Source organism: Salinicola halophyticus, assembly GCF_003206695.1.
Lineage (GTDB): Bacteria > Pseudomonadota > Gammaproteobacteria > Pseudomonadales > Halomonadaceae > Salinicola > Salinicola halophyticus.
Window position 1 is genome coordinate 670,419 of sequence record NZ_PZJN01000003.1, and the last position, 25,128, is coordinate 695,546.

The window sequence follows — 25,128 nt, forward strand, 5'->3', positions numbered from 1 at the left end:
CAAGCTACCCTTTGGTCCGTTGCCACCAGAATTCCTGCGCCTGCACCGCATTGCCGATGTCGGCGGCCGTCTTGCCTGCGGCTTTCGCCATACGCTCGGTATCGCTCGGGTAGTCCAACAGGCGCTCCAGCGCCGACTGCCAGGCCAGCGGGTCATCTTCGACCAGCAGGCCATCTTGCCCATCAGTCACGACGTCGGAGTATGGGGAACGGGCACTGTAGATACCTACCCCACCCATGACCGCGATATCCAACACCTTGATCCAGGACTTGCCCCGATTGAAAGCCGAGGGCCACAAAGGGGCGAGGCCGATATGTAATCGCCGCCCTCGCTGATAGTCGAGGAACTCGCGCCATTTCAGCGCCGTCGGGCACTCGACTCGCTCCAACGACTTGAGCGAATCGGGCGTATTGTCGCCCAGCATGATCTCGAAATCGCTCTGTGGATAGTGTTCATGGACGGCCTGGATCGCGGATGTGATCGCCTCCAGATCGCCGATATGCGCACGCGTGCCATGAAATCCGATATCGCGGCGAATGCGCCTGTGATGGTCGTGGTCCGGCAACTCGGAAATCAACGACGGTGTCAGTACCGATACGCGGGAATGGTGATGTCGCGTCACGGTTGCCAACGTCTCGCTACAGACGACCACCTCGTCCGCCAGCGCAAAGAGCCTGGGCTGAATATTACAGACCAGATCACGCATGCGTAGGCGGTATTCTTCGGGTACGGAAAGATCCCGAGCCGCGGCTAGCAGATCGTCATCGAGTAGATAATAGATCTCGCCAAACCACTCGCGATGCCGCTCCAGCCAGCCCAGCCACGGTTCCTTGAGCGAGCGCGTGACCAGCACGTTCGCGCGGTGCCATGCGTATCCTTGCCAGGGCCAGTAGCGCCACGGCGAGATTTCACGAGTATCGACGTAGGCGCTTCGATAGCCACAAGACGACAACCACTTCGCAACATCGCTGAAATAGATGTCTTCCGTCGGATGCGCGCCATCGCTCAACACCAACCACCGACACGGTAAATACGGCTTCAAACCAGGCCCTCGCGCGACGCAACGGCCTGATCGAGATCAGCGCAGCGAGAAATCTTCATAGCTCATCGTGAGATTGGGATTATAAGCCGGGTCCTGCTGAAGTGCCTCGCGCCAATGCCGGCGCATGTAATCCACCTCGCGCTTGGCGCGCGCCTGCTTGACCGGATTGTCGTCGGCCCCGCGAGAAATCGATTCGTGATGATAAAGCTCGGCGAACGGCGTCCACAGATTGCGATAGCCCTTCTCGCGGACTTTCAAACAGAAATCGACATCGTTGTAGGCGACCGTGAGATCGCGTTCGTTGAGTCCATCGACCTCATCGTAGATCTCCCGCCGCACCAGCAGACAGGCCGCCGTCACCGCCGACAGGTTCTGGACCAGGCTCAACCGGTTCTGATAGCCAGGATGCGCTCTCGGGAAAAACCGATGGGCGTGGCCGGCGATTCCCCCCAAACCGAGGATCACGCCGCCATGCTGCACGCTGTCGTTGGGGTAATAGAGCTTGGCACCCACGCAGCCGATGTCCGGTCGACAGACATGGCCGACCATCTCGGTCAGCCAGTCGGGGTTGATGGGTTCGATGTCGTTGTTGACCAGCCCGATGATCGATCCCTTGGCATGCCGCACGCCGAAGTTATTGATGGCGGAGTAATTGAACGGCTTGTCGTAGCGTAATACGCGAACACGCGGGTCGTTCTCGATGGCCTCCATGTAGGCCAGCGTTTCCACGCAGGTGGAGCCGTTATCGAGAATGATTACCTCGTAGTGGGGATAACTCGTCAGGGCCAGCAGCGTATCCACGCACGGCTTGAGAATCTCGACACGGTCCCGCGTCGGCACCAGCAGGCTAACCAGCGGCGCGGGTTCAGGGACCGACCAGGCGATTCGACAGCCCTTGTCCCCGGCCGGGCTGACCACCGCCTGGGGATCCACGCTTTCGACGTAGGCCGAAATGGCTTCACGGCTCTCGTCGATGCGCCGCTCCGGCGAAACCCGGTTGGCTTCGGCGTTGTGGTAGATCACGAACGGCACGTGATGAATTCTGGTCTCGTCCACGCCAACGATCAGCTCCAGCAGCAGTCGATGCAGCTCGAGACCGCCTTCGCGCGAGAATACCTGCAAGCGTGATTCGAGCTGATCCTTCGCAAAGGCGGCGGCATGGCCGATGTAATTCGTGGCCAGCAGAAAATCAAGATTCCAGTGCGGTTTGAAGTTGGGCGCCGTCCGCTGACCGCTGGCGTCGATGATATCTTCATCGCCGTAGATGAGCGCCGCATCCGGTGTTATCTGGCAGTGGTTGGCAATATGGAAAAGCGAATTCAGCCCCAATCGATCGCCAACGCGCACGAACATGACGTAGTGACAGGACTCGCCGTTCGGATCGCAGGCCATCTTGACTGCCTCGCCCACACCACCGGTGACTCGGCGGATTCTGCCGTCTCGAGCCACCACGCGTTCTGCCCATGTCTGGCCATCGTGCGCCTCGAGTAGAGACTCCGCGAGGTAAAGATGCCAGTGGGGATAACGCTGCTCGGTTATCGAGCGAACCGACTCGAGCAACTGATGATGGTCCCCCGCCGCCTGGGCTTCTTTACCGCTGGGTATCAGGACGACGGCAAGCTCGATCGGGTTCTGAAACTGCGCCTGTTGCCGGGCGACCTTGTTCGCCGAAGGCTCCCGCAGGATTTCGATATGTTCCTGCCAGTACTCGTAGCTGGTTTCCGGCGCGCAATGGATGAAAGTCGCTTCGTAGTAGGCGCCCATCAGCTTTTTCCAGCTGATGCCCTCTTCCTTGCCTTCCTGTTTGAGCGAGCGGACGATCGCTTTCTCGTCGACTTCCTGGAAACGCTTATCGGCGTATGCCAACCGATTGATCATGCGGCCATAGGCGAACCGCGGCGTCAGCCAGACGAAGTTGAAATGATCGATTCGGAACTGGCCCTGCTGGCCAACGAGTGGCTCGAGCCGAATGCGCTTCGTCCCGTAAGGCACGAAGCAGACACGCTTGGAGACCTTGCCGCGCCGAATGACCAGAAAAATACTGTGGCGCCGTTCGAAACCGCGCCCAAGGTCAAATGTGATGCAAGCCGCGGCCGATCTCTGATCGTGAGTGATCCCCAGCTCGATCATGTTCCAGCCTGCAGTCGGCCGATCCCCAAGCAGAATGAAATTGCCTTCGCCTTCGCCGACGCGCCAATCGTAGTCGGCGCTTTCGGGGGTATCGTTATCGACGACCGGACGCATCTGCCCCATGGGCATCAGCCCGGGGCGGGTCCTGAAACGGGGATAGCGCAGCCGGAACTGGCGCGATCGAATGGCCATACGACGATCGGGTTTCATGGGGCATCACCTCCGTGCCGATGTTGCTGAGCATGTCGCTCGGTGGCATAGCGTTGATAGAGATTTTCCCAGCGTTCCCAAGGCGGATTGGCCGTCGCAGCATCGGCGACGACGCGTTTCTTTTCGATCTTTTGCAGTGCTTCAGAATCCAGTGACGCGATTTTCTGTCTCAACGACGTTTCGAACGAGAAGTCGGTGGCCGGCGGACGGATCGCGAACCTGGCCGTCGTCTGCATGATGAGAAAGTCCGGCTTGAACTCCTCGATCAGCGTTACATCCAGATTGCCGGCGGTGTGTACGAAGATCACTCGGGCAAAGATTCGCGAAAGATAATTGAACAGCCCGGCACTGGAAGACGCCCCGCAAAGCAGCAGAACGCCGTCGTCGAGCGGGTCGTCGTTGTCGAAAATGGCGAGACGGCCAAAATTGGGTATGGCGTTATCGTAGACCTTAAGTCGCTGATTCGAGAACGACTTGAGAATCTCCACCGGCTGCAGAACGGGCGGCTCGAGCTTGCCGCCGAGATCTCCCTTGTGCGAGACCTCGCGGTAGCGGTCTTTTTCGAACCGCTTTTCGAGCGCCTTGCGATCGATACCCAACGACACCGCCAGCTCGACCGATGTCTTCATCGCCGCCTTGTGAGTCCAATGGGTATCGGTTCGATAGAAGCTCTCATCGCCGAGCGCCTTCAATACGTCGACCGGATACAACGTCGTGCCAGACGCCAGCTGCAGGATCTGGTCGATCGCGGTGCGGCTTGCCCGGGGCGTCCCGTAGGCCTCTTCCAGCACCGTCTCCTTCGAAGGCGTGACCAGAACCCGGCACTCCGCCTCGTGGGTCCTGGCAATCGCCTCCAGCGCATGGAAATAGGCTCTCCAGCTCTGCAGGCCGGCTGGCGTCAACAGCAGGTTGCCGCGGTGCTGCTCCAGGCTGAGATTGGTATCCGCCCGCAGAAAGAGCCAGTCGTTCTTGCCCACCAGCACCTTCTCGGATTCCTGCGGCGCCTGCGCTTCCGTTCGGATTTTCAGCGTCTGCAACGGCCATCGCTGGTGCCCGAGCTCCAGCTCGAGTTCACAGTGGTTGATACCCAACGGCAGAAAGAATTGAAAACCGCACTGCAGTTGCGGGTGATCTTCCGGGTTCTCGTAGCCAAAGTGCGCGACCACGTCGGCACGCTTTTTGGATAGCGATTGCCGCAATTCGAATTCCGGCGACCAGCGCGCGATCAGGCGTGCATCCGGGTTGAAATCGGCGAACTCGTCGGTCAGAAACAGCCAGCCCTGCACCAGGGTCTGGCCGCCTTCGATCCGAGCCAACCCTTCCTCCTGCGGATAATCCACGACAAGGCGCCGGACCGGCGACGACGGTTCGGCACGCTTGCGCTGAAAGAACGGGCGATCCTTCCTGGGTTCGGCGGGCGCTTCGACACCCGCCAGACGACGATCGAGCTCGACGATCGTTTCCAGCCGCCGTAATTCGTCGTGAACCCGCGGCGCCAACGCGGCTGCCATCCCGCACGGCTCGTCGTTCTTGTCGTGACGTTCGAAATAGACCGCCGTCTTGGTGTAGCCGACGGTCGCCGCGCTGCCCCGACGCGCCTTCTTGAGCACGAACTCCTCGACCGACTTCACCAGATAATGGTTGAGGCGAACTTCGTCCCACATGATCTCTTCCGACAGGCCCCGGCGTAGCACGCCTTCGCGCGAAAGACGGTACTCGAACGGCTTGCCCTTGGCATTGAGCATCGTGCCGGCGGTCAATCCGGGGTGATGCGGGTTCTGCATCCTGTCGAGCGCCGTGCGCCGCACGATGGATTTATAGTGATGGTTGGGGCCGAAGCCCTGCCTGGCGCGCTGCTGGAAACGTTCGATTACCAGCCCTTCCTTGCGGAATCGATGCCCGGACGAGCCGAAACAGCACCAGTTGAGCGCGATGGCGCCGACCTCGCCGTCACCGAACCGCGCCTCGAGCCAACGATGCATCCTGGCACGTGGGTCAAAAGTCTCTTCACCCGCTGCCGGTACCGGCAGGATATATTCGTCGGCATCGATGAAGGCGATGAGGTCCACGTCTTCCGGGCAAAGCGCCGTAAGCTCGCGGTAGGCGACGAGCTGTGGTGCCCGATCCGGCGGCGTCGCCACACTGATGGTCTGCAACCAGTCGCCGCCGCTCAGCGATTCGAGATACTCCCTGGTACCATCCGTACTGCCATTGTCGGCGATCAAAAAATAGTCGGCACCGATGACCCGGTGAAAAGCAATCCATTCGGCCAGCGAATCGATCTCATCTTTGACAATTGCAGCGATAGCCAGCTTCACCAATGACTCCAATCACATCTGTCGCGCTCCCGGCTTGCGGGAGACTGCTGAATAGGCTTCTTCCAATGAAGCCACGAACGATTTCCATCCAAACTGTGCTACGGCGCGCTCCCGGCCTTGTTGCCCCATCGACACGAGCCGAGCAGGCGATTCGATAAAACCGGCGAGCGCGTCGGCGAGGGCCGGGATGTCGCCAAACGGCACCAGTACGCCGGCGTTCTCTCCCACCACCTCGGGCAGCGCGCCACGATGATACCCGATGAAGGGCCGTCCGGCCGCCATTGCTTCCAGTGCCGTCCGACCAAAAGATTCCTGAAAACGTGCGAGGCTCAATACTAGTTGGACGCGAGCTAATGCTGCCGCCGGAGACGTCACGTAACCGGCCAGCTCGACCTTCGCACATGCCTCTTCGCCGCGGCGCTGGCAGAGCGCCTCCAGCGCCGGCGTGACGGGTCCGAACACGATGATTCGTACCGCCAACTCTCTTTCGTCGAGCGCTGCCATTAGTGCCTCGAGATCGGCAAGCCCCTTGTTGGCGTGGCTGCTGGAAAGAATGCCGACCACCAGCTCACCCGCCTCGGTCATGTCGGGAGATGGCAGCGCCAGCAATGGCGCCATGTCGATCGTATTGGGGACGGTCGCGATCCGAATTGCCGGCTCGCCCTCCGGCACGAACTGGGACGCCGTGAACCCAGAGTTGGCGATCAACAGATCCGCGCGTTGTCGCACGGTCTCGATGATCCATTGCGCATCGCCATTGAGCGTGTCGCAGAGCGCCACGTCCTGCCGCGGCAGTTCCCGCAGATGAACGGCGACCGGCAGGCTACGGCGCCGGGCCGCCACCAGCGGCTCGTCCAGAACCAGACTGTTGACGGCTACCAGGTCAACCGCGTAGTGCTCGATCAAACGCTCGAAATGCCCGACCGTGGCAGGCTCCGGCGGGCGCCCCTTTTGCCACCAGCCGAACGGCAGTATCGCAATCGCGCTGCAACTTTGGCGCAGGGTCTCGATGTAGGACGCATTGACGGCCGTGGGCAGCACGACCAGAACGCGATACCCCAACTCATCGAGGGCGCTGGCAACGTCGATCAGGCTCCGCTCGGCGCCGTAGAGCTCGTTACCAGCCTGATGCCCGCACAGCAGCACGGTCGTGGCATCTGTGGCATCGTCAGGGCGAGTCTGTTGACCTTCGATCACCGGCAACGGATTCAACCCTGCCGAGCGCTCGTTGCGCAGGAAATGCACCAGCGCATCTTCGAGGGCAATCGCTCCGCTCGGCTGGCGGGCATAGCCGGACTGGCTGAAATCAGGCCCCGGATCGTGACCGGTAAACCGCCCCTCCCGCCAGTAGTGATCGAATGCCTCGATGCGGGTGTCCTGCAGCTGCGGATAGCGCCGCAGATACCAGCCGGCATCGAAATAGCCGGAGGCCTCGATGATATCTCGATCGTCATCGCTTGCCATACTCGGTTCGCCACGCGAAAAAGCCAGCGGGGCCGGGAACGGCCGCGACTCGGCGCCCGCCGCCAGATAGAAATCACCGCTCGCCCTGGCACGTTCATGCCAGCGCTGAGCGGCGGCCATATATTGCGCCCGCACGCCCTCGAACTGCGTACTGAGGTGCGTCTCACCATGCTGACTCAACGAAAGCTCGCAAGCCCGGCCGAATGCCAGCGCCAGATCCGGCTCCACCTCTGCGACTGAATCCCCTCCATAGGCGGCCTCGATCCTGGCCAGGTATTCGGAATCCGCGTTGACGCGAACCTCGTCCCAGAACCCCAGCCGCTCGAACACCTCGCGGCGAAACATCAGTGACGACAGGTTGCGGTGCACCCAGCCTTCGTCCTCGAGCCGCCAACGATGGAACATCAACGCAGGCGTCGCCCGCGACCAGAAACTGATGTTCGCCGGGGCAGCGCCCCTCACGAGCGCGGCCACCTGAAGTGCCAGCTTATCGGGATGAGACCAATCATCACTGTCGTGGGTCGTGATCAGCTCGCCTTGCGCCACCGCCAAGCCCGCGTTTCGGGCCGCATAGGCACCGCGATTTTCCGGTTGATCGACGACCCGGAACGACATGCCCGGCGGGCACGCCTGTTGCAACCGCGAGAGCACCTCCGAGGTGTCATCCGTGCTCGCATCGTTGACCGCGATGATCTCCAACCGCTGCCAGCGCTGCGCGAACAAACTGCGGATCGCCGTGGAGATAGTTCTGGACGCATTGAAGATCGGCAAAATCACGCTGACTAACGGCCCGCGCTCGGTGCGGATCGACTCGAACGTCGACGTATCGCTGACGAGCCGATCGATCAGCGCCTCATCGCCGGGCGAAATGCCGACCGTAGGCAACGCTCGAAGTCGCCAGGGCGCATTGATCCACTCGAGACGTTTTTCCAGCGCCTCTCCTGACACCGCCGAGACATTAGCATGCGCCAGCGCCGTGTTTGCGCTTTGCGGCCAATCACGATCGAGGACGGCCAGAGGCACGGCCATCCGCTCGGCATCCGCACCCACGTGAGCCAGACAGTCCAAGGCGAGCAACGCCGGCGCCGAATTTCTGGGCCAGGCAATCAATCCCCCATCACGAAGAAGATAATCGATCGCCTTGCCTGGCTCGCCCTGCCACGCCCACCAGCGCGCCAGCGCCCAACGTGCGTGGTGGCGCTCTTCTTCCGTTGCATCTTCGGCTTCGCTCAGCCGCTGAAGCCGCTCGACCATGACCGGGCCGGCGCCACGCCAGAGATGAAAATCACGGGCGAGCGCGCGGTTACGTCGCGGCAACCGCCCCTCCATCTGACCGAACTTCAGGAAATGAACCAGCGGATTGAGCCCGGCGTTCGCAACGTCCGGGTAGGCGCTCAGGTACCACGCGCCATCGAACAGCAAGCATGGCGCTAACCCACGCCTGCCGCCCTCGCGCAGGTAATGACGCACGGCGTCGTCGGCGCGAACCAGCATTCCCGCCGACTGGGCCTGCAGGCGATACCAATCGGCATCGAACCAGCCGGAGTTCGCCACGAACGTGGCGTCAGGGTCGGGTCTCTGACCGCCGGTGCCGAACCATCGTTTGAGATGTCCGATCATGGGATGCGTCACGGTCGCGGGGAACGCCCCTCTCCAATGCCGTCTCGAATGAAATGCAGCAGCGGATTGATTTCGGTGAACGCCACGTCCGGATAGGCTTCCAGATAACCCGCGCTGTCGAAATGCGGCGAAGGATCGCGGCCTTCGAAACCGCCGAACTTCAAATAGTGAAGCGCGGGATTCGAGCTATACCTATCATCGCTGGCGATATCCGGGTACTGCTTGAGATACCACTGGGAATCGAACCATTCGCTGGCTTCGAGTTCCGCGAGCGACTCCTGCTGTTTACGGCGCTTGCGTTCCAGATCTTTTCGCCTTTCGGACTTGCCCCTGAACGTAGGGAAGTGCAACAAGCCAGCGGAAGAACCGGGTTTCGTCGTTTCCTGGCCTTGGCGAGCCCGCCCGTCAACCCCACCTTTCAATAGGGTAAGCTCTTTATCCTTTTCTTCCATTGCCGCGGTTAGCGAGCCCAGCTCGTCAAAACGGCTCGCCAAGGACTTCTCACGCTTCTTGAGAAGTTTCTTGAGCTCGGCGACGCTGCGATCAGAGTCTTTCTTATCCGCTTTCAATGACGCCAACCGTTCCTCGAGTTGGCTGACCAAAGCTTCGAACTCAGTTATCTTGGCAAGCACCCGCTCATACTCGACCTGAAGGCTCTCAGTTGTTCGGGCCTGAGCTAAAAGACCACTCTTTTCTGATTGCCAAGAGGCTTTATCGCTGTCCAACTTTCTAAGCTGTTTTCTCAGCTCTTTTATTTCGACTTTCTTCGCCTCGTTTCTTTCATTGTAGGTATCGGCTTTATTCTTGAAGACCTGCGTCTGACGATCGGCTTCTTCGGCAATATTCGTCATTGTCGCCAATTCACGAAACCGCGTCTGGATATTGGCATCTTTTTCGGCGACGGCCGCCTCTAACGACTGGCTACGTTGCTCAGCCTCTCTTAGTGAGGCTTCAGTATCCGTCAGTTGCGCTCTGACTTGGGCCAGCTCGGTCTGAAGCGACTGAACCAACCGCTGCGCATCGGCGTTTTCTTCGGCGAGATGGAGTTTGTCCGCTTCCAGCCCGGCTAGGTCCTCGTCGCGCTCCTTGAGTTGGTTCTGCAGCTGTTCCAACGAGGCGATACGTTCGGCACGTTCCTGGGTGACCGTCTCAAGCTTTTCCTGAACGTTATGCAAGCGAGCCGTCTGAGCATCGGCCATGGCTTGGTCCACCGAAGCGCGACCCAACCGGGCGAACACCTCACGAACAGTTCGTGCCGCTGTCGGCGAATTCCAGCGAGACAGTAATGTTTCCAGTAACGCGGGGGGGGTCTCGCCAACGATCAAGACCCCTAGCCCGTCTCCATGATGAAAGGTGATGGAGCGATAAATATTCTGTAGCGCCAGGAAGTTCTGATGTGCGATGCAGCCAGGTTCACGACGATTGATACCCGGGATCAGAATCACCCCACGTTCGGAGATACGAGGCAGCCATCGCTCGAGCACGTCCTCCATGTCCTCGTCGTCGGGGGGAATATCCAAGGCCAGGATATCGATGCTCCCCTCTTCCAGCTGCTTGGCGCCACGCCGGGGCGACACGTTGATTCGCCCCGCCAGCGCGCCGTAACGACGATCGGCAATAGCGTGCACCTTTTCGGCTTCGTCGCTACCGCTTTCCGCAACTAATAGACATTCCGTATCCAACCCGAGTCGGCTGATGCCTTGGCATAAAGCGAGGTGCGGGCTGCCGCTTCTGGCGCCAAGGGTGACGCATCTCTGAGGTAACACGGCTTCCATCAACCAGAATACCCAAGGCAGATGATCCAGCCAGGCGGACAATTCCACATGATCTGGGCGCCAAAACATCGAGCCTTGCGCCAATGACTGAAGTGGCGCGGCCGTCATACCCCTTGCGTTCTGCTCTGTAACTTTCATCACTCACATCTCATAACAAAATCTTGTCATATAATTTTTCAAGCTCTCCACCAAGGCAGCTTAGGTGGCGAAAACCTGAAAAGCGTTAAACGTAAATCACAACTAGACGTCCGCTCTACTCAAAACGTCCAATAAACCTTCAATCCAATAGCCCAACGCATTGATCCGTTATTTAACCAACCACAAAATCCTTAATGTCTATCGAGAACTGCTCTTGAAAAATCAGCTTTTTTTCCGCGTCAGAAAATTGATTTTCAATCAACCCATCTCTCATGCCTTTCTTCGAGTGTTCAAGACTTTCGACGTGATTGGTCATGTAGGTGATCGCTGGATAATCTATTTTTTCTAACGGCCTCCCCAAAACTTTAAATCTTTCGGTCAGCTTGGAATGCGGTCCGAGATGTGAAAATACCTTACTTTCGTCTTCCCAGGTATCAGGTAGCTCTTCCGCTTTAAAAACAGGTAACAGACATGACCCACAATGTCGATAGAATTGATTTGAAATCAACTCCAAATCGCTATTCCTCAAATCAAATCGATAACCTGAGTCGATAATGAGCGACCTTTCTGATGGCTGGTCCATGGCTGTCTTAACCAGATTAGTGGACACCAAATCATCTGCATCAACAAAGGCCAACCGTACGGATTTTTCTATATTTTCTCTTAGCCACGCTCCACCAAAGCGTCTTTTACGCGCCTTATCCATCGGCCGTCCTCTATCTTTAGTGGAAGGAGGGGCGAAAGGCGCCTGAAGAAAGGTAACACCCGACTCAATGTGATTTAAAAAATCCGGTTTCTCATGACCGACAACCAAAATATGAAACCGCTCATCCGTCGAACCTTTGATACTTTTCACAGTATTCTCTAAATAACGAGAAACCTGCACCCAATCTTTTGAGTTAGACCGTGATTTCAACGAAACACAAAACACCAACTCGTCATCTAGACGCATTGCATACCACCCCAAATATCAATATTCTCCAAGGGAGAAAACAACATCAGCTTGTCAGCCTATCAATTTCACCAAAAACGATAATACGCGATGCCGAGCGAGTCTGATCAGAGAACTTTTTTGCCTTAAAAAGTTCTTTTTTAGCCTTCTTTATACTCGAGCCTGAAAAGATTGCATTAACCAAAGAAGAATTATTGGCAGAGAACTCTAAATCATCGTTCATGAAGCCAACAAAATCGCTTTTAAAGTTCCCGCCGTTCGTGGCCGCTTCTAGAGTCGTTTCCCGAGAGTATATCTTGTAGTGAGTCTGAATTGCGCTGCCAATGACACTTTTCGATCCCGATGGCCAGAATGGGGATCGGGAAATATCCTCTACCTCGAACCCTTTCGATGGGCTATCAAAGGGGTGCAATGCCAAAATGGGATCCAAGGACATCAATATATCCAGAAAGAAACGCCCGCGTTTTCTTTCTTCGGCTGGGAGCTTGAAAAAAGCTTTCAGCAAATGCTGATTGATTAACGGCGAAATCACCGGACTGATCAACGAAGCATACCAATTTCGGCCGTAATGAAAGCGCGCCCTGAAGTTATAATAATGCAAGTACATCGCATCCGGATCGTTTTCTTCCACGCCCAAATCACGGATGGCATTCACAAATTCTTTTTTTACTTCTTCGCACGCTTGGGAGTCAGCGTAATATTGCTCGATGTGGCTAACAAACTCAGGTGCAGAAAGATTAGCAAAGGTTTTAGCGAGAGCATTGCCCCCATTTACTTTGTACTTGCGATAGTCCGGCACTTCCGAGTTCACGGGGTAAACCGGGAGATAAACGCCCAAGCTACCCGACTTCCATAGTTGGTAAGCGGCCTCCCCGTTGGTACTGGCACTAGCGCCGCTGTTATGATGGATCTTGTTTCCGTAGCGTGCGGCCAACGATTGAGCGATTCGGTAATCGTCCTCTTTTCGGGGATTCGATACGATTCGCAAACCTTTATCCTCTCCCGCGGAGCTTCTGGCGATTCCAAAGACGGCTCTCGAGTCCTGGCCGCCTGAGAGATCCGCGATTAGATTGGCACCTGAACGAGCAATGGCCGTCAGTCGATCCCGACTTTCGATCAGCCCTTTTGTAATGAGCGCTTCATATGATTCATCAGACTGCAGCACCGGCTTTGCATCGATCAACCTTGCCTGATTTTCATGCAGATCGACCTTGAATATTTTACCAAGAGGCAAGACCTTGATTTCCGAAATTGACGTGTTGTTCGAGATAGGCTGGGCGCCAAATCCATTTCCATTGGCAATGAAGAATGCATCGAGAGCCGGTTTGTAGAGGTTGAGCTTTCTGTCTTTACCCAAAAACTGAGCCAGTCTATAGAAGGAATTCGAAACGGCCCAACCATTATCGTCCAGGCAATAATAGAGGACATCCTGCCCCATAGGGTCGGTGTAGGCACGTAACTCGCTTCCCAAGCTCAAGAACGCAAAGAATCGGCCATCTATGACGTTATCGTAAAAAGCTTTCTCGCCAAACTCTGCGAAATAATCCTCCGCGCCGCCCGTGCCCAAGATAATATCACTCGAGGTGTAGGCAATCCCGGCGAAATAGCTCTGGTAAGCCTCATCGGACGAGGCCACCAGGAATACTGGGCCATTCGACTGCATTCTCTTCTCCCTCATTGAGATAGCAGTCTATCGCGATGGACGCCGTAACCGAACATCTTGACCACGTATTCCGATGCCAATTCGACCTGTTGACGGTAACGCGCGGTATCGTTTTTCAGCTCCGCGATAACGTCTTTGACCTCTTCGGCGGAAGCATAGACCGCTGCCGGCCCGAACAGCGGCTTGTACTTAGGATCGATGATCACCGGCACGCCAACCGCCATGGCTTCGAACATCACGCGGCCAAAGGCTTCGATCCAGTCCGAGTGGGTGTAGTAGACGTAGAAGTCCAGATCCTTGAGGAATTCGGCGGGATGAACCGAGCCGAATTCATGCACGACCCAGTTGCCCGGAAGATGCCCCAGCACTTCTGCCGGGGCTTTTGCGCCACCGAGTACGTGAATGCTGAAACGCTCGTCAGCCGGGTATAGCTCGCGTAGTACCTCGGCGGATTCCGGCCATTTGACGTACTGATCGCGAGAATGCCGACCGATGCGGATCGGGCCGTCGCCCGGTGTATGAGGCGCCCGCTGCCACTCGGCAACGTTGATGATATTGACCCAGTCCTCGTCACCCAGGGTGATGTTGGCCAATTCATCCGCGTGATGGTCGAACAGCGATGCCCGAACGAGCGGGCCGATCGGGTGCCAGCTTGCTTCAACACCGAAGGCTTTGACGATATTGCGATGGCACGTGGGAATATCGTAGAGCGTCGCACCGGTTTCGCTATATTCCCGCTTCGGCGGCTGATTGACGATGACCGAAACGCGCTTGACCGAGACCTGCGGAATGCGATCCTGCAGGTGCTGCACGACCGGCGGATGACGAATCACCAGATGATCACAGGTGACCGATTCCCCCTGCACGACGAACGACACAGATTCGCCGTCGACGAGATAGCGAATGCTCTCGTTGATCTTGCGGCCCGGATTGAGATCGTAGCGCGGCAGGTTGAGCAGCCCGGTCTTCAAGCCGAAATAGCGCTGCGCCTTGATCTCTTCGATATTGGAGTGACTCGTGCCACCTGGCAGACGAAAATCGGACGCGATGATGACATCGTAGTGCGTTCGGCTGATGCCCTTGTCCGGCAACATCGGGCTGGGTCTGGCGAAGTGCTTCGCCGCCCCTTCCGCGCCATAACGAAGCGAGTGGCTCTGCTTGCGCGCATAAGCGGCCGATTCGTCGTACTCCTTCCTGGCCCCGGTCTTGAAGCCGAGATAGCCGAACGCGCTGTCTGCCGTGAGCGAACCCTCGGCCTGACGCTGAAAGCACAGTGGCGCGCCGTCGAGCGTTTCCACCGCTTCCCGCCCAAAGGCTTCGCGCATGCGCGCCAGGAATTCCGAGTCCGCCGCGAAACGCACCTTATCCCAGTAGCCGAGCCGTTCGACCACCGGCTGCCGGCGGAACATGAGCGACGAGAGGTTCATCAGCACAAACGTGCGTGACTTGGGCCGGAGATAGATACGGCCATCTTCTTCCAGACGTATCTGACGCGAGCAGTTGGCAACGATCTGCGGGTTGGCATCCAGATGCGCGACCTGAATTTCGAGCTTGCGTGGATGTGACCAATCGTCGGCATCGTGCGTGGTGATGTAATCGCCGGCGCAGTGGTCCAGGGCATGGTTTCGCGCCGCATAAGGCCCCTGGTTGATCTCGCTTTGCAGCACACGGATACGAGCGTCTTTCGCCGCGTAACGTTCGGCGACCTGCACCGTGTCGTCGGTGCTGGCATCGTCGCTGACGATGATCTCCAACTCGCGATGAGATTGCGCCAGCAGTGATTCGATCGCCGTCGGCAGCGTCTGGGCCGCGTTGTAAGCGGGAATGATGACACTCACCAGCGAGCTCGATGGGCTCGAAGTGCTGGCCCGAGCCTGAACACGCTCGTAGAAACCCGGCGTTTCATCTTCCGACAGATGAATCGACTCGAGCCCATGGCTTCGGTACAAATCGTTGACGACGGCCAGCCGTGCCGGCAAATCCGGCTCGGCATTGATATGGCAAAGGCGCCAATCGTCGTCTCTCAGACTTGCCGGCACTTCCGCCAATACGGCGAGCGCTTCGACAGGTCGATCGGACTTAGCGTGAACTTGCGAAAGCAGCTTTCTCCCCAGCGCTTGCGAGGCTTCATCCTTGGTGGAATCGATGAAGGCTTCGAGGAACGCGCCGGCCTTGCTCAAGCTCGCGGAGGTCGATTGCGCGGAGTACCACAGCCCGAGCTCCCATAGCGCGAGCTGGCGCGAAGATCCGATTTCATCCCGAACGATGGCTTCGAGTTCCGGCACCGCCACGTTCGAGAATTCGAGGTCGTAGATCCGCGCGACGATGTCCTTGATTCGCTGAGCCTGTTTTTTCTTCGAACGCCGGCTCTGCTGTTTCGCGTTTTCTACCGACTGCCGCGAGACTTTACTCGCCGGCCGACGACCTTCTCTCATGCCGTGCATCAGGTAGTGCAGGAGCGGCCCGGTTTCCGAGAACTGCACATCCGGATAGTTTCTCAGATAGTAGTTGGGCTCGAAGAAGCGCGACGGCTGCCGTCCCCAAGGTTCGCCGTACTTCAGATAATGCAGAGCCGGGTCGAGGCCGGACTTCTTTACGTCCGGGTACTGCTTTACGTACCAGCTTTCATCGAAAAACCCTGAACTTCTGACAAACTCGATTTTCTTCAAATACATGGAAGCATCTTCCTTGTTGCCCAGCTTCGATAACATGAATGGATTCAAGCGCCACTCGGAGCTCTACCCGCTCTCATGAGCCGGCATCGCCTCGAACGGTGGCTACGTTCTTGAATCACTGACCGACGAAAAGCCGGGGGCAGCCAGATCCTTGGCCGAGAGTTCCGGTTCGCCTTGCCAGGACCACGCCTCTCGCTGCCAGTCGATCGCTAGATCGAGATCGTCCCAGCGCACTGACCGCTCGCACTCAGGCGCATAGTAGTCAGTGGTTTTGTAGACGACCTCCGCCACCTCGCTCAGCACCAGAAACCCGTGACCGAAGCCCGGCGGCACCCACAATTGCTGGCCGGTGCTGGCGCTCAAGCGCGCACTGACCCACTGGCCGTAGGTCTTGGACTGTTCTCGCAGGTCGACCGCGACGTCCAGAATCTCACCCACCACGGCCCGAACCAGCTTTCCTTGGGGCTGGCGAATCTGATAGTGCAACCCTCGCAGCACGCCGCGAGCGGAGCGGGAGTGGTTGTCCTGCACGAAGGTGTGCTCGCCACAGTGTTCCTGAAAGGTACTTTGACGAAACGTTTCCATGAAGAAGCCGCGCTCGTCTTCGAAACGGCGCGGCGTCAGCAGAACAACTTCAGGTATCGCTTGCGGTTCATAGTTCATGCGAAACCCGCCTTCTGCTGAGAAATCAGACGAGCCAGATACTCGCCGTAGCCGGTCTTCTCGAACATCGCGGCGCGTGCCAGCAGCGCTTCGTCATCGATCCAGCCGCTGTTCCAGGCGATCTCTTCGAGGCACGCGACTTTCAATCCCTGGCAGTGCTCCACGCTCTGCACGTACTGGCTGGCTTCCATCAGACTTTCCGGCGTGCCTGTGTCCAGCCAGGCGAAGCCCCGGCCCAGGCGTTCGACGAACAGATCGCCACGTTCGAGATAGGCGTTATTGACCGAGGTGATTTCCAGCTCGCCCCGCGCTGAGGGCTTCACGCCGCGGGCGATCTCGACCACGTCGTTGTCGTAGAAATAGAGCCCGGTAACGGCATAGGGAGATTGCGGCTGCGCGGGTTTCTCTTCGATGTTTTTGACTTGGCCTGAATGATCGAACGACACCACGCCGAAGCGCTCCGGGTCCTTCACCCACTGGCCGAAGATCGTCGCGCCATGCGGCTTTTGCGCCGCAATACGCAGCTGCTCGGAGAAGTGCTGGCCATGGAAGACGTTATCGCCCAGCACCAGGCACACCGAATCCTGACCGATGAACGACTCCCCGATCAGAAACGCCTGGGCGAGCCCTTCCGGCGCCGGTTGCTCGGCATACTCGAAGCTCACGCCGAACTGTTCACCGCTGCCCAGCAACTGGCGATATTGCGGCAGTGCATCCGGTGAAGAAATAATGAGAATCTCGCGAATACCCGCCAGCATCAGCACCGAGATCGGATAGTAGATCATCGGTTTGTCGTAAACCGGCAGCAACTGCTTGGACGTGCCTAGCGTCATCGGAAAGAGACGCGAGCCGGTGCCCCCGGCCAGCACGATTCCTTTGCGTGTCATGTTGAATCCTTATTCATCACTAGAGCGTTCTGCATACTGATCAGACAGCCGGTGATTCGATCGATCGGCCAATTCGCTCTGGCTTTCGGGCTCATCAATCACCACTCTCAGACGGCCCAAACGACATCGATATGGCGGATTTGGTTGCGGCCATCGAGATGGTACGCCTTCACGACTTCCGTGTGCGTCGCCACATGAATCTGTGGATTTTCTAGGGATGTAATTACCATTTTTGTAACTGCTGAACCTGCGAAGTCAGATTTCCAGCAAACTTTTTCAGCACATCCAGTCTTTCGTGAGCGGTGATCAGTGAACTGTGAAGAATATCAGCATCTTCAATATACTCATGGATCATTTTATTGCGCAGCTGACGTAGGCTTAACCACTCTTCCCCTGATTCCAGCCAACCATATTTTTCCGCTTTATCCAGATTGATAAGCAAGGCCTTAACGGGTTCACCGAGAGCATCGAGTAGTGCCGGCAACAGCTTATCACCGAGCGTATCTTGAAGCCGACAAAACCGGCTGGTAAAAGCCTCCAGCCTAAGCGCCAGCTCTGGATTCTCATCAAGGCCCTCTACGGCCTTCAAGCTAAGTGAGGGCGAAAAAGTCTGGCTATCTGCATAGTCCAGATGTTTTATTTCCTTATCAACGACCCGTACAAGGAAGGCCAATCGAGCCTGTGTTTCCGGCGCGAGATTCATAACAGCATCCCCTTGTCCTGGGCAATGCGGTGAATCAATGCCTTGGTCATGTTAGGCGCGTTGAGAACGACATCTATCTTGCGTTCACCAAGTTGACGAATAATTTTGGCTTCGACCCTGGCGATTGCCCACGCGGGATTTTCGATGGCACGGTCTACCGTAATCATCAAGTCAATATCTCCTCCCTTGGCAGCGTCATCGGTACGAGAACCAAACAGCCTGACCTGTGCATCTCGGCCAACGACGTCTCTTACTGCATTTTTGATGGCGCCGATCTCTCTGTCTGAAAGCCGCATCATGCCTCCTCAGCAAGGGCAAAAACGAACCCACTGTAGCATTTTCGTCGAGATGCCAAGCCCGGCATAGACCGGGCTGTTAGGGTGCGAGGTACTCTTGCAGCGTCAAGGCCAATTGCGTTTGCCAATCCGGCAAGGTGATCCCCAGCGCGGTTTCCAGCTTGTCGACCGCCAGGCGCGAATTGAGCGGGCGCGCCGCCGGCGTCGGGTAATCGCGGGTCGGGATCGCGGAGACCGCCTCAGGCGAGATTGCCAGCGCCTCCCCCGCCGCGATGGCCTGGCGGAATATCTCGCTCGCGAAGGCATGCCAGCTGGCTTCCCCACGCGCCACCAGATGATAGAGACCGCCTGCCATCGTGCCACGCTGCCATTCGCGCAGCGCCAGCAGCGTCACCGTGGCGATCAGCCGAGCCGGTGTAGGCGCCCCGATCTGGTCATCGACGATAGACAGACGTTCGCGCTCCCGGCCCAGGCGCAGCATGGTATCGAGAAAGTTCTTGCCGCGCGCGCTATAGACCCAGCTCGTGCGCAGAATGAGATGCGCCGCGCCGCTGCGCTGGATCGCCTCATCACCCTGCAGCTTCGTTGCCCCGTAGTGAGACAGCGGCCCGATGGCGCCGTCTTCTTTCCAGGCCGTGTCGCCGTTACCGGGATAGACGTAGTCGGAAGAGTAATGAACCAGCGGGATACCCTGCTCACGGGCGTAGGTCGCCAGTTGCAAGGGCAAACCGGCATTGAGCCGCTCGGCGGCTTCCCATTGGCTTTCCGCTGCGTCCACCGCGGTGAAGGCGGCGGCGTTGACGATCAACTCAGGCCGATGACGGTCGAGATAAGCTGAAACTTCGTCAGTGCGATTCAGATTCAGCGCCTGACGATTCGGGGCCAGAATGGGCCCCAATGGCGCAAGCGTTCGGCACAGTTCAAACCCGACCTGGCCGCTGCCACCCGTAATCAGAATCTTCATGCGTCATTCGCCCCGTCGTTCTTGGCTGGCGCCTCGGGGGCGTCATCGCCGGTAGCTGCCAGCCCCAGCCGCTCGCCCTGATAGCTATGATCCTGAATGCGCTGCCACCATTGCGGGTTTTCCAGGTACCACGCCACCGTCTCGCGCAGGCCGCTTTCGAACGTCTCTCGCGGGCGCCAGCCCAGCTCGCGCTCCAGCTTGCCCGCGTCGATCGCGTAGCGGGTATCGTGACCCGGGCGATCGGTCACGTGAGTGATCAGATCCGCGTAACGCGCCACGCCAGCCGGCTTTTCGGGCTTCAACGCCTCCAGCAACTGGCAGACGGTTCGAACGACATCGATATTGCGTATCTCGTTACAACCGCCGATGTTGTACGTCTCCCCGACTTCGCCCTGGGTCGCGACGTGGACGAGCGCCCGCGCATGATCCTCGACGTAGAGCCAATCGCGAACCTGAAGCCCATCCCCGTAGACCGGTAACGGCTTGCCGGCGAGCGCGTTGAGGATCATCAGCGGGATCAACTTCTCGGGGAAGTGATACGGGCCGTAGTTGTTAGAGCAGTTGGTAACGAGCGTCGGCAGGCCGTAGGTGCGCCGCCACGCCCGCACCAAGTGATCGGCGCTCGCCTTGCTGGCAGCGTAGGGAGAACTCGGAGCGTAAGCGTGGGTTTCCGCAAAGGGCGGATCTTCGGGCGCGAGATCGCCGTAGACCTCGTCCGTCGAGATATGGTGGAAGCGAAACCGCTGAGCGCGGCTGGCGTCTCGCTCGGCCAACGCCTGCCAGTAGCTTCGCACTGCTTCCAGCAGTTGATACGTGCCGACGATATTGGTGTCGATGAAGGCCGCCGGGCCGTCGATCGACCGATCGACATGGCTTTCCGCCGCCAGATGCAGGATTACATCCGGCTGCGCCTCTTCGAGGATGCGCGCCATCGCCTCCCGGTCGCCGATATCGGCTAGGTGAAAACGATAGCGCGCGCTATCCGTCACGAACGCGGGCAGCGATTCCAGATTGCCCGCATACGTGAGCTTGTCGACGTTGACGACACGATGCTCAGTATTGCCGATCAGCTCGCGAACGACGGCGGAACCGATGAAGCCCGCCCCGCCGGTCACTAGAAAAGTCAAACTCATAGAGAAATCATCTGCCCTGGCCGGATCGGCCAGGGTTCACAAGGAAGGAAAGTTCATCGCTCGGCATCGCCAGGCGTTTCGGGGCGGGTATCGGCATCGTCCGGCGTTTCGATGCGGGTATCGGTATCGGTATCGGTATCGACAGAAGGCTTACGCTCGAAGGTAAACACGCCAAGGCCCTTCTCCATCGGTACCGACTCGAAGGTGCAATTGAACGCCTCGGCCCAGCTCTGGCAGATCCGCTTCTCTTCCCCGCGCGCAGCATCGTCCAGCCAGACCGCCGCGTCGGGAGCGAGCTTATCGATCACTGCCGGCACCGCCGGGTAACGGGCGAACTCGCACGTCTTGGCCGGCGGGCCATCAATGAGTACGAAATCGATGTTTTGCAGGTCTTCGAGCAACGCCACCGGATACCAGCTGACGGTCTGGTCTTCACGCGTATTGAGATGCTCACCCTGCCACGGTTCCAGCTCGCCAACGCGCAGATCGACCCACTTGCCCAGCCCCTCCCTGTCGAGATTGGCTTGAGTTTTACCGCCGAAGTGCGCGGAGTGTTCGATCGAAACCAACCGACCGGCACCGACCTGGGACAGCGCATCCGCAATCACCAGCGTGGAAGAACCACTACCGAACTCCACGATCAGCCTGGGCCGTGTCGCCATGATCCATTCGTGGAGTTCCAGCAGCACATCTGGCGACAGCGGCCAGCCACGCAGCGGGGGCAAGCGGCCCTGAATCTTGAGCCGTTGAGTGAGCCAGTGAAACGCCTCGAACTGCCGGTAGAGATGCCGATCCATCTCCTGCTGCTTAGCCAGCATGGCGGATTGCAGCTTGTGCAGGCGGGCATCCAAGACCTTATCGAACGCCTCGAGACGCGACGCTTCCAGCGCTTCGGCCGGAGAGAGGTCCGCAGACCACGCCTCTTTGGCTTTATCCTCGCTCATGTCGCATACCCGGTGACCTTTGAAGAGTCTCGATGCTAATCGAGTCAGTCGTTACCGAACAGGTCGCGTGTGTAGACTTTATCTCGCACGTCAGCGATGTCATCCATCAGGCGGTTGGCGATGATAACGTCACAGCGCTGCTTGAACGCCTCAAGATCCCTCATCACCTTCGAACCGTAGAACTCGTCTTCTTCCAGCACCGGCTCGTACACGACCACTTCCACGCCCTTGGCCTTGATGCGTTTCATTACGCCCTGCATAGCACTCGCCCGGAAATTATCAGAACCCGACTTCATGATCAGGCGATAGACACCCACGACCTGGGGGTTGCGCTTCAACACCGCCTGGGCGATGAAATCCTTTCGGGTACGGTTCGCTTCGACGATGGCGCCGATCAGGTTGTTGGGCACGTCTTCGTAGTTGGCGAGCAGCTGCTTGGTATCCTTGGGCAGGCAATAGCCCCCGTAACCGAAACTCGGGTTGTGGTAATGCGTGCCAATGCGCGGATCGAGCCCAACCCCTTCAATGATCTGCTTGGTGTTCAGACCATGGGTTTCGGCGTAGGTATCCAGCTCATTGAAATAGGCAACGCGCATGGCGAGATACGTATTGGCGAACAGCTTGATCGCCTCGGCCTCGGTGCTATCCACGAACAGCGTGGGGATGTCCTGCTTGACCGCCCCCTGCTTCAGCAGGCTCGCGAAGCGCTCGGCCCGTTCGGAGCGTTCCCCCACGACGATACGTGACGGGTGCAGGTTGTCGTAAAGCGCCTTGCCTTCACGCAGGAATTCCGGCGAGAAAATCAGGTTGTTGGTGCCAAACCGCTCGCAGGCTTCCTTGGTGTAACCCACCGGCACGGTGGACTTGATCACCATCACCGCCTCGGGATTGATCGCCATCACGCTCTGGATGACCGACTCGACACTGGAGGTATCGAAGTAGTTGTTGACCGGGTCATAGTTCGTTGGTGTGGCGATGATCACGAACTCGGCATTCTGATACGCCTCCTGACCATTCAGCGTCGCGGTGAGATTGAGCGTCTTGTCTCGAAAGAACGATTCGATCTCGGCATCTTCGATGGGCGACTGACGCGCATTAATCTGCTCGACCTTCTCGGCGACGACATCGACCGCCACGACTTCCTGATGTTGAGCCAGTAGCACTGCATTCGAGAGACCTACGTAGCCTGTGCCAGCAACGGCGACTTTCATACTCAATATCCTTATCGATACTATTCACAATTTATCAGCTAGCTGACTCAACCGTGGCGCAGCACCCCATTAAAGTGCCTAGCCTACGAAGTGGCGAATCTGCTCTGCAATTTTCGAGGCTGACGCTTCGGCAGTTTCGGCGTTGGTCGCTTCGACCATAACGCGGATGAGAGGCTCGGTGCCGGACTTACGCAGCAAAACGCGACCATCAGGCCCCAGCTCGTTCTCCACCGCACCGACCATTTCTTTTACCGCCGGCTGAATTAGAGGATCAATCCCTTGCCCCGCCTGATAACTAACGTTGACCAGCGTCTGCGGCAACTTTTCGATACCCTGCTTGGCATCGGACAAACTCAGGCCCTGCGCGATCAAACACGCCAGCACCTGCATGGAGGCGACGATGGCGTCCCCTGTGGAGGCGTGGTCGAGGTTGATCAAATGCCCGGAGGTTTCTCCGCCAATGCGCCAGCCATTGGCTTCTAACTGCTCCATCACATAGCGGTCACCGACTTTGGCCCGCAGAAACGGCACGCCCAGGGCATCTAGCGCCTGCTCCAGGCCGAGATTGCTCATTTGCGTACCAACCACGCCGCCTGCGTAGCCGTTTGCCTTGGCTTGGCGAGTCAGCAGATACAGCAGCTCGTCACCATCGACTATGGTTCCGGTGTGGTCGACCATCATTAAGCGATCCGCGTCGCCATCCAGCGCAATGCCTAGATCCGCTCCATGAGAAACGACGGCCTCGCAAAGGCTCTGCATCGAGGTGGCGCCACACTGCTCGTTGATGTTGAAACCATCTGGCGTGGCATGAATGGCAATGACTTTCGCCCCTAGCTCACGATAGACAGCCGGTGCTACCTTGTAGGCGGCGCCATTGGCGCAATCCACTACGATCTTGAAACTATCGAGGCTCAAATTGCCCGGAAGCGCCGCCTTGCAGTATTCGGTGTAGCGCCCCGTAGCGTCGTCGACTCGTCTAGCCTTCCCCAGCCGTTCCGAATCAACACAGGTCATACCGCCATCGAGAGCGATTTGCAAGTAACGCTCGATCTCCTGCTCCTGAACGTCATTTAGCTTGAAGCCACCTTTGGCGAAGATCTTGATGCCGTTGTCATAGAACGGGTTATGAGAAGCACTGATAACGACGCCTGCGTCCGCACGAAACGTAGACGTCAGATACGCCACCGCGGGCGTGGGTAACGGGCCCACTAGCGCGACATTGACACCGGCGGATGAAAACCCGGCTTCGAGTGCAGATTCCAGTAGATAGCCACTAGCGCGGGTATCCTTACCGATCAGCACCTCGCGTACACCTTCCGCACCCAGTACCTGACCGGCAGCCCACCCCAATTTCATTGCAAAATCAGGCGTCATAGGAAATTTACCAACACGCCCTCTTATGCCATCGGTACCAAATAATTGACGGTTCAACTATTGCTCCAAAACTGTCATTTTACAGAATGGGCACAACACGATATCACATGTTGTCATCACACAAACCAAGAAGTTGAAAACCTATCTAACGACTATCATCAAAAGCCACTAAAAAATCAACCAAGTTATAATAGTAATTATCGACGTAATGAAAAGGTGCCGCCCCCCATTTATGCTCAAGCTTACCGACAACCATCTTATCGCTGGGCATGAACGCTTGGGAAGCAGGGATATCCAAAAAAACGCGATCGTACAGTCTTCTCAAGTGCGAGTTTGCTTTTTCAATTAGATTTAAATCCACATTCGGAATAGCATCACCTTGTTCATCCGTTTTTGCCCACAAGCCACAATTTACTACAACTTTTGACAATAAGTTATGGCTCGACAATGAAGAAACGAATTTTTTCCATCCTCGCTCCCACAATTGAAAATGCTCGTCTGAAAAGGGGGAAACAGCTACGCCTTCTGCTTGTCTGAGGAAGGGGGTTTTTGACAATTCGTTCGAAAGTGTAACAATACTGCCGGTCGTAGACTTGAAGAGTTTAAACCGCTCATCCACAAAATCAATGAGCAAAACATCAAACTCAGTGGATACTATTTTTTGTAACGCTTCTTTTTCAAAATCGGCTTTCACCATTCTTTTTTGAAAATTTGAATTCAACTCTTGACTATAATTGTCTTTTTGCGGACTTGAGCCAAACGCGCTTGCAAAAGAGCTCCTAGAAAAATATCCTACTAATTCAAGCCGAGGCAAATCAAAGTTAAAAGCATCTCTCGACACACAGCTGCCAAAAATAAAAACCTTCATTTTTTTACCCCACGTGAATTTAATCTCTTGCTCTAAAAACAAATCTTCGTTTATGATATTGTTATACAGCCACATCAAAAAAACACAAAATTAATCAT

18 protein-coding genes are annotated in these 25,128 nt (G+C 57.3%); all 18 read right to left on the reverse strand.

The window, feature by feature from the left end; genetic code table 11:
• Positions 1 to 4: 4 nt before the first annotated feature.
• The 18 genes from DOM58_RS05100 to DOM58_RS17445 all read right to left on the reverse strand — a co-directional run bounded on the left by DOM58_RS05100 (position 5) and on the right by DOM58_RS17445 (position 25,105).
• Entirely contained in the window at positions 5 to 1,042 is a 1,038-nt protein-coding gene (locus DOM58_RS05100; protein ID WP_188113774.1) for a glycosyltransferase family protein, read from the reverse strand.
• 36 nt (positions 1,043 to 1,078) lie between these two features.
• Entirely contained in the window at positions 1,079 to 3,382 is a 2,304-nt protein-coding gene (locus tag DOM58_RS05105) for a glycosyltransferase family 2 protein (protein WP_110691983.1), read from the reverse strand.
• Positions 3,379 to 5,700 (reverse strand): alginate O-acetyltransferase AlgX-related protein, encoded by a 2,322-nt coding sequence (locus DOM58_RS05110; protein ID WP_110691984.1) that lies wholly within the window; start codon positions 5,698 to 5,700, stop codon positions 3,379 to 3,381. The genes DOM58_RS05105 and DOM58_RS05110 overlap by 4 nt, the downstream gene beginning before the upstream one ends.
• Before the next feature lie 12 nt (positions 5,701 to 5,712).
• Positions 5,713 to 8,784, reverse strand: coding sequence for a glycosyltransferase (locus tag DOM58_RS05115; protein WP_110691985.1), 3,072 nt, complete (start codon positions 8,782 to 8,784; stop codon positions 5,713 to 5,715).
• Positions 8,785 to 8,792: 8 nt separating this feature from the next.
• Positions 8,793 to 10,697, reverse strand: a complete 1,905-nt coding sequence (locus DOM58_RS05120) for a hypothetical protein (protein ID WP_110691986.1) — start codon at positions 10,695 to 10,697, stop codon at positions 8,793 to 8,795.
• Positions 10,698 to 10,869: 172 nt separating this feature from the next.
• Positions 10,870 to 11,649 carry a hypothetical protein gene (locus DOM58_RS17440; protein WP_157957493.1) on the reverse strand — a complete coding sequence of 260 codons (780 nt, stop codon included), beginning with the start codon at positions 11,647 to 11,649 and terminating at the stop codon, positions 10,870 to 10,872.
• Between the two features lie 46 nt (positions 11,650 to 11,695).
• Complete coding sequence (locus tag DOM58_RS05125) at positions 11,696 to 13,312, reverse strand: asparagine synthetase B family protein (protein WP_110691987.1); 1,617 nt, start codon at positions 13,310 to 13,312, stop codon at positions 11,696 to 11,698.
• Between the two features lie 11 nt (positions 13,313 to 13,323).
• A complete protein-coding gene (locus DOM58_RS05130; protein ID WP_157957494.1) occupies positions 13,324 to 15,987 on the reverse strand; it encodes a glycosyltransferase in 2,664 nt (887 codons plus the stop codon).
• A 102-nt stretch (positions 15,988 to 16,089) separates the two neighbouring features.
• The gene (gene rfbC, locus DOM58_RS05135; RefSeq protein ID WP_110691989.1) at positions 16,090 to 16,650 is read right to left on the reverse strand and encodes a dTDP-4-dehydrorhamnose 3,5-epimerase; all 561 of its coding nucleotides are present in this window, start codon (positions 16,648 to 16,650) and stop codon (positions 16,090 to 16,092) included.
• On the reverse strand, positions 16,647 to 17,537 hold the full coding sequence (rfbA, locus tag DOM58_RS05140) for a glucose-1-phosphate thymidylyltransferase RfbA (protein ID WP_110691990.1): 891 nt from the start codon (positions 17,535 to 17,537) through the stop codon (positions 16,647 to 16,649). The genes rfbC and rfbA overlap by 4 nt, the downstream gene beginning before the upstream one ends.
• Positions 17,538 to 17,760: 223 nt before the next feature.
• Positions 17,761 to 18,240 carry a ribonuclease HepT family protein gene (locus DOM58_RS05145; protein WP_110691991.1) on the reverse strand — a complete coding sequence of 160 codons (480 nt, stop codon included), beginning with the start codon at positions 18,238 to 18,240 and terminating at the stop codon, positions 17,761 to 17,763.
• Positions 18,237 to 18,536: a nucleotidyltransferase domain-containing protein gene (locus tag DOM58_RS05150; protein ID WP_110691992.1), complete on the reverse strand. Its 300-nt coding sequence runs from the start codon at positions 18,534 to 18,536 to the stop codon at positions 18,237 to 18,239. Before DOM58_RS05150 ends, DOM58_RS05145 begins: the two co-directional genes overlap by 4 nt.
• 79 nt (positions 18,537 to 18,615) lie before the next feature.
• A complete protein-coding gene (gene rfbD / locus DOM58_RS05155) occupies positions 18,616 to 19,500 on the reverse strand; it encodes a dTDP-4-dehydrorhamnose reductase (protein WP_110691993.1) in 885 nt (294 codons plus the stop codon).
• Positions 19,497 to 20,633, reverse strand: coding sequence for a dTDP-glucose 4,6-dehydratase (gene rfbB, locus DOM58_RS05160; RefSeq protein ID WP_110691994.1), 1,137 nt, complete (start codon positions 20,631 to 20,633; stop codon positions 19,497 to 19,499). Before rfbB ends, rfbD begins: the two co-directional genes overlap by 4 nt.
• Before the next feature lie 53 nt (positions 20,634 to 20,686).
• On the reverse strand, positions 20,687 to 21,577 hold the full coding sequence (locus DOM58_RS05165; protein WP_110691995.1) for an O-methyltransferase: 891 nt from the start codon (positions 21,575 to 21,577) through the stop codon (positions 20,687 to 20,689).
• Between the two features lie 44 nt (positions 21,578 to 21,621).
• A complete protein-coding gene (locus tag DOM58_RS05170; RefSeq protein WP_110691996.1) occupies positions 21,622 to 22,788 on the reverse strand; it encodes a nucleotide sugar dehydrogenase in 1,167 nt (388 codons plus the stop codon).
• A 78-nt stretch (positions 22,789 to 22,866) separates the two neighbouring features.
• On the reverse strand, positions 22,867 to 24,219 hold the full coding sequence (gene glmM / locus DOM58_RS05175; protein WP_110691997.1) for a phosphoglucosamine mutase: 1,353 nt from the start codon (positions 24,217 to 24,219) through the stop codon (positions 22,867 to 22,869).
• Positions 24,220 to 24,307: 88 nt separating this feature from the next.
• Entirely contained in the window at positions 24,308 to 25,105 is a 798-nt protein-coding gene (locus tag DOM58_RS17445; RefSeq protein WP_157957495.1) for a DUF6270 domain-containing protein, read from the reverse strand.
• Between the last annotated feature and the right edge of the window lie 23 nt (positions 25,106 to 25,128).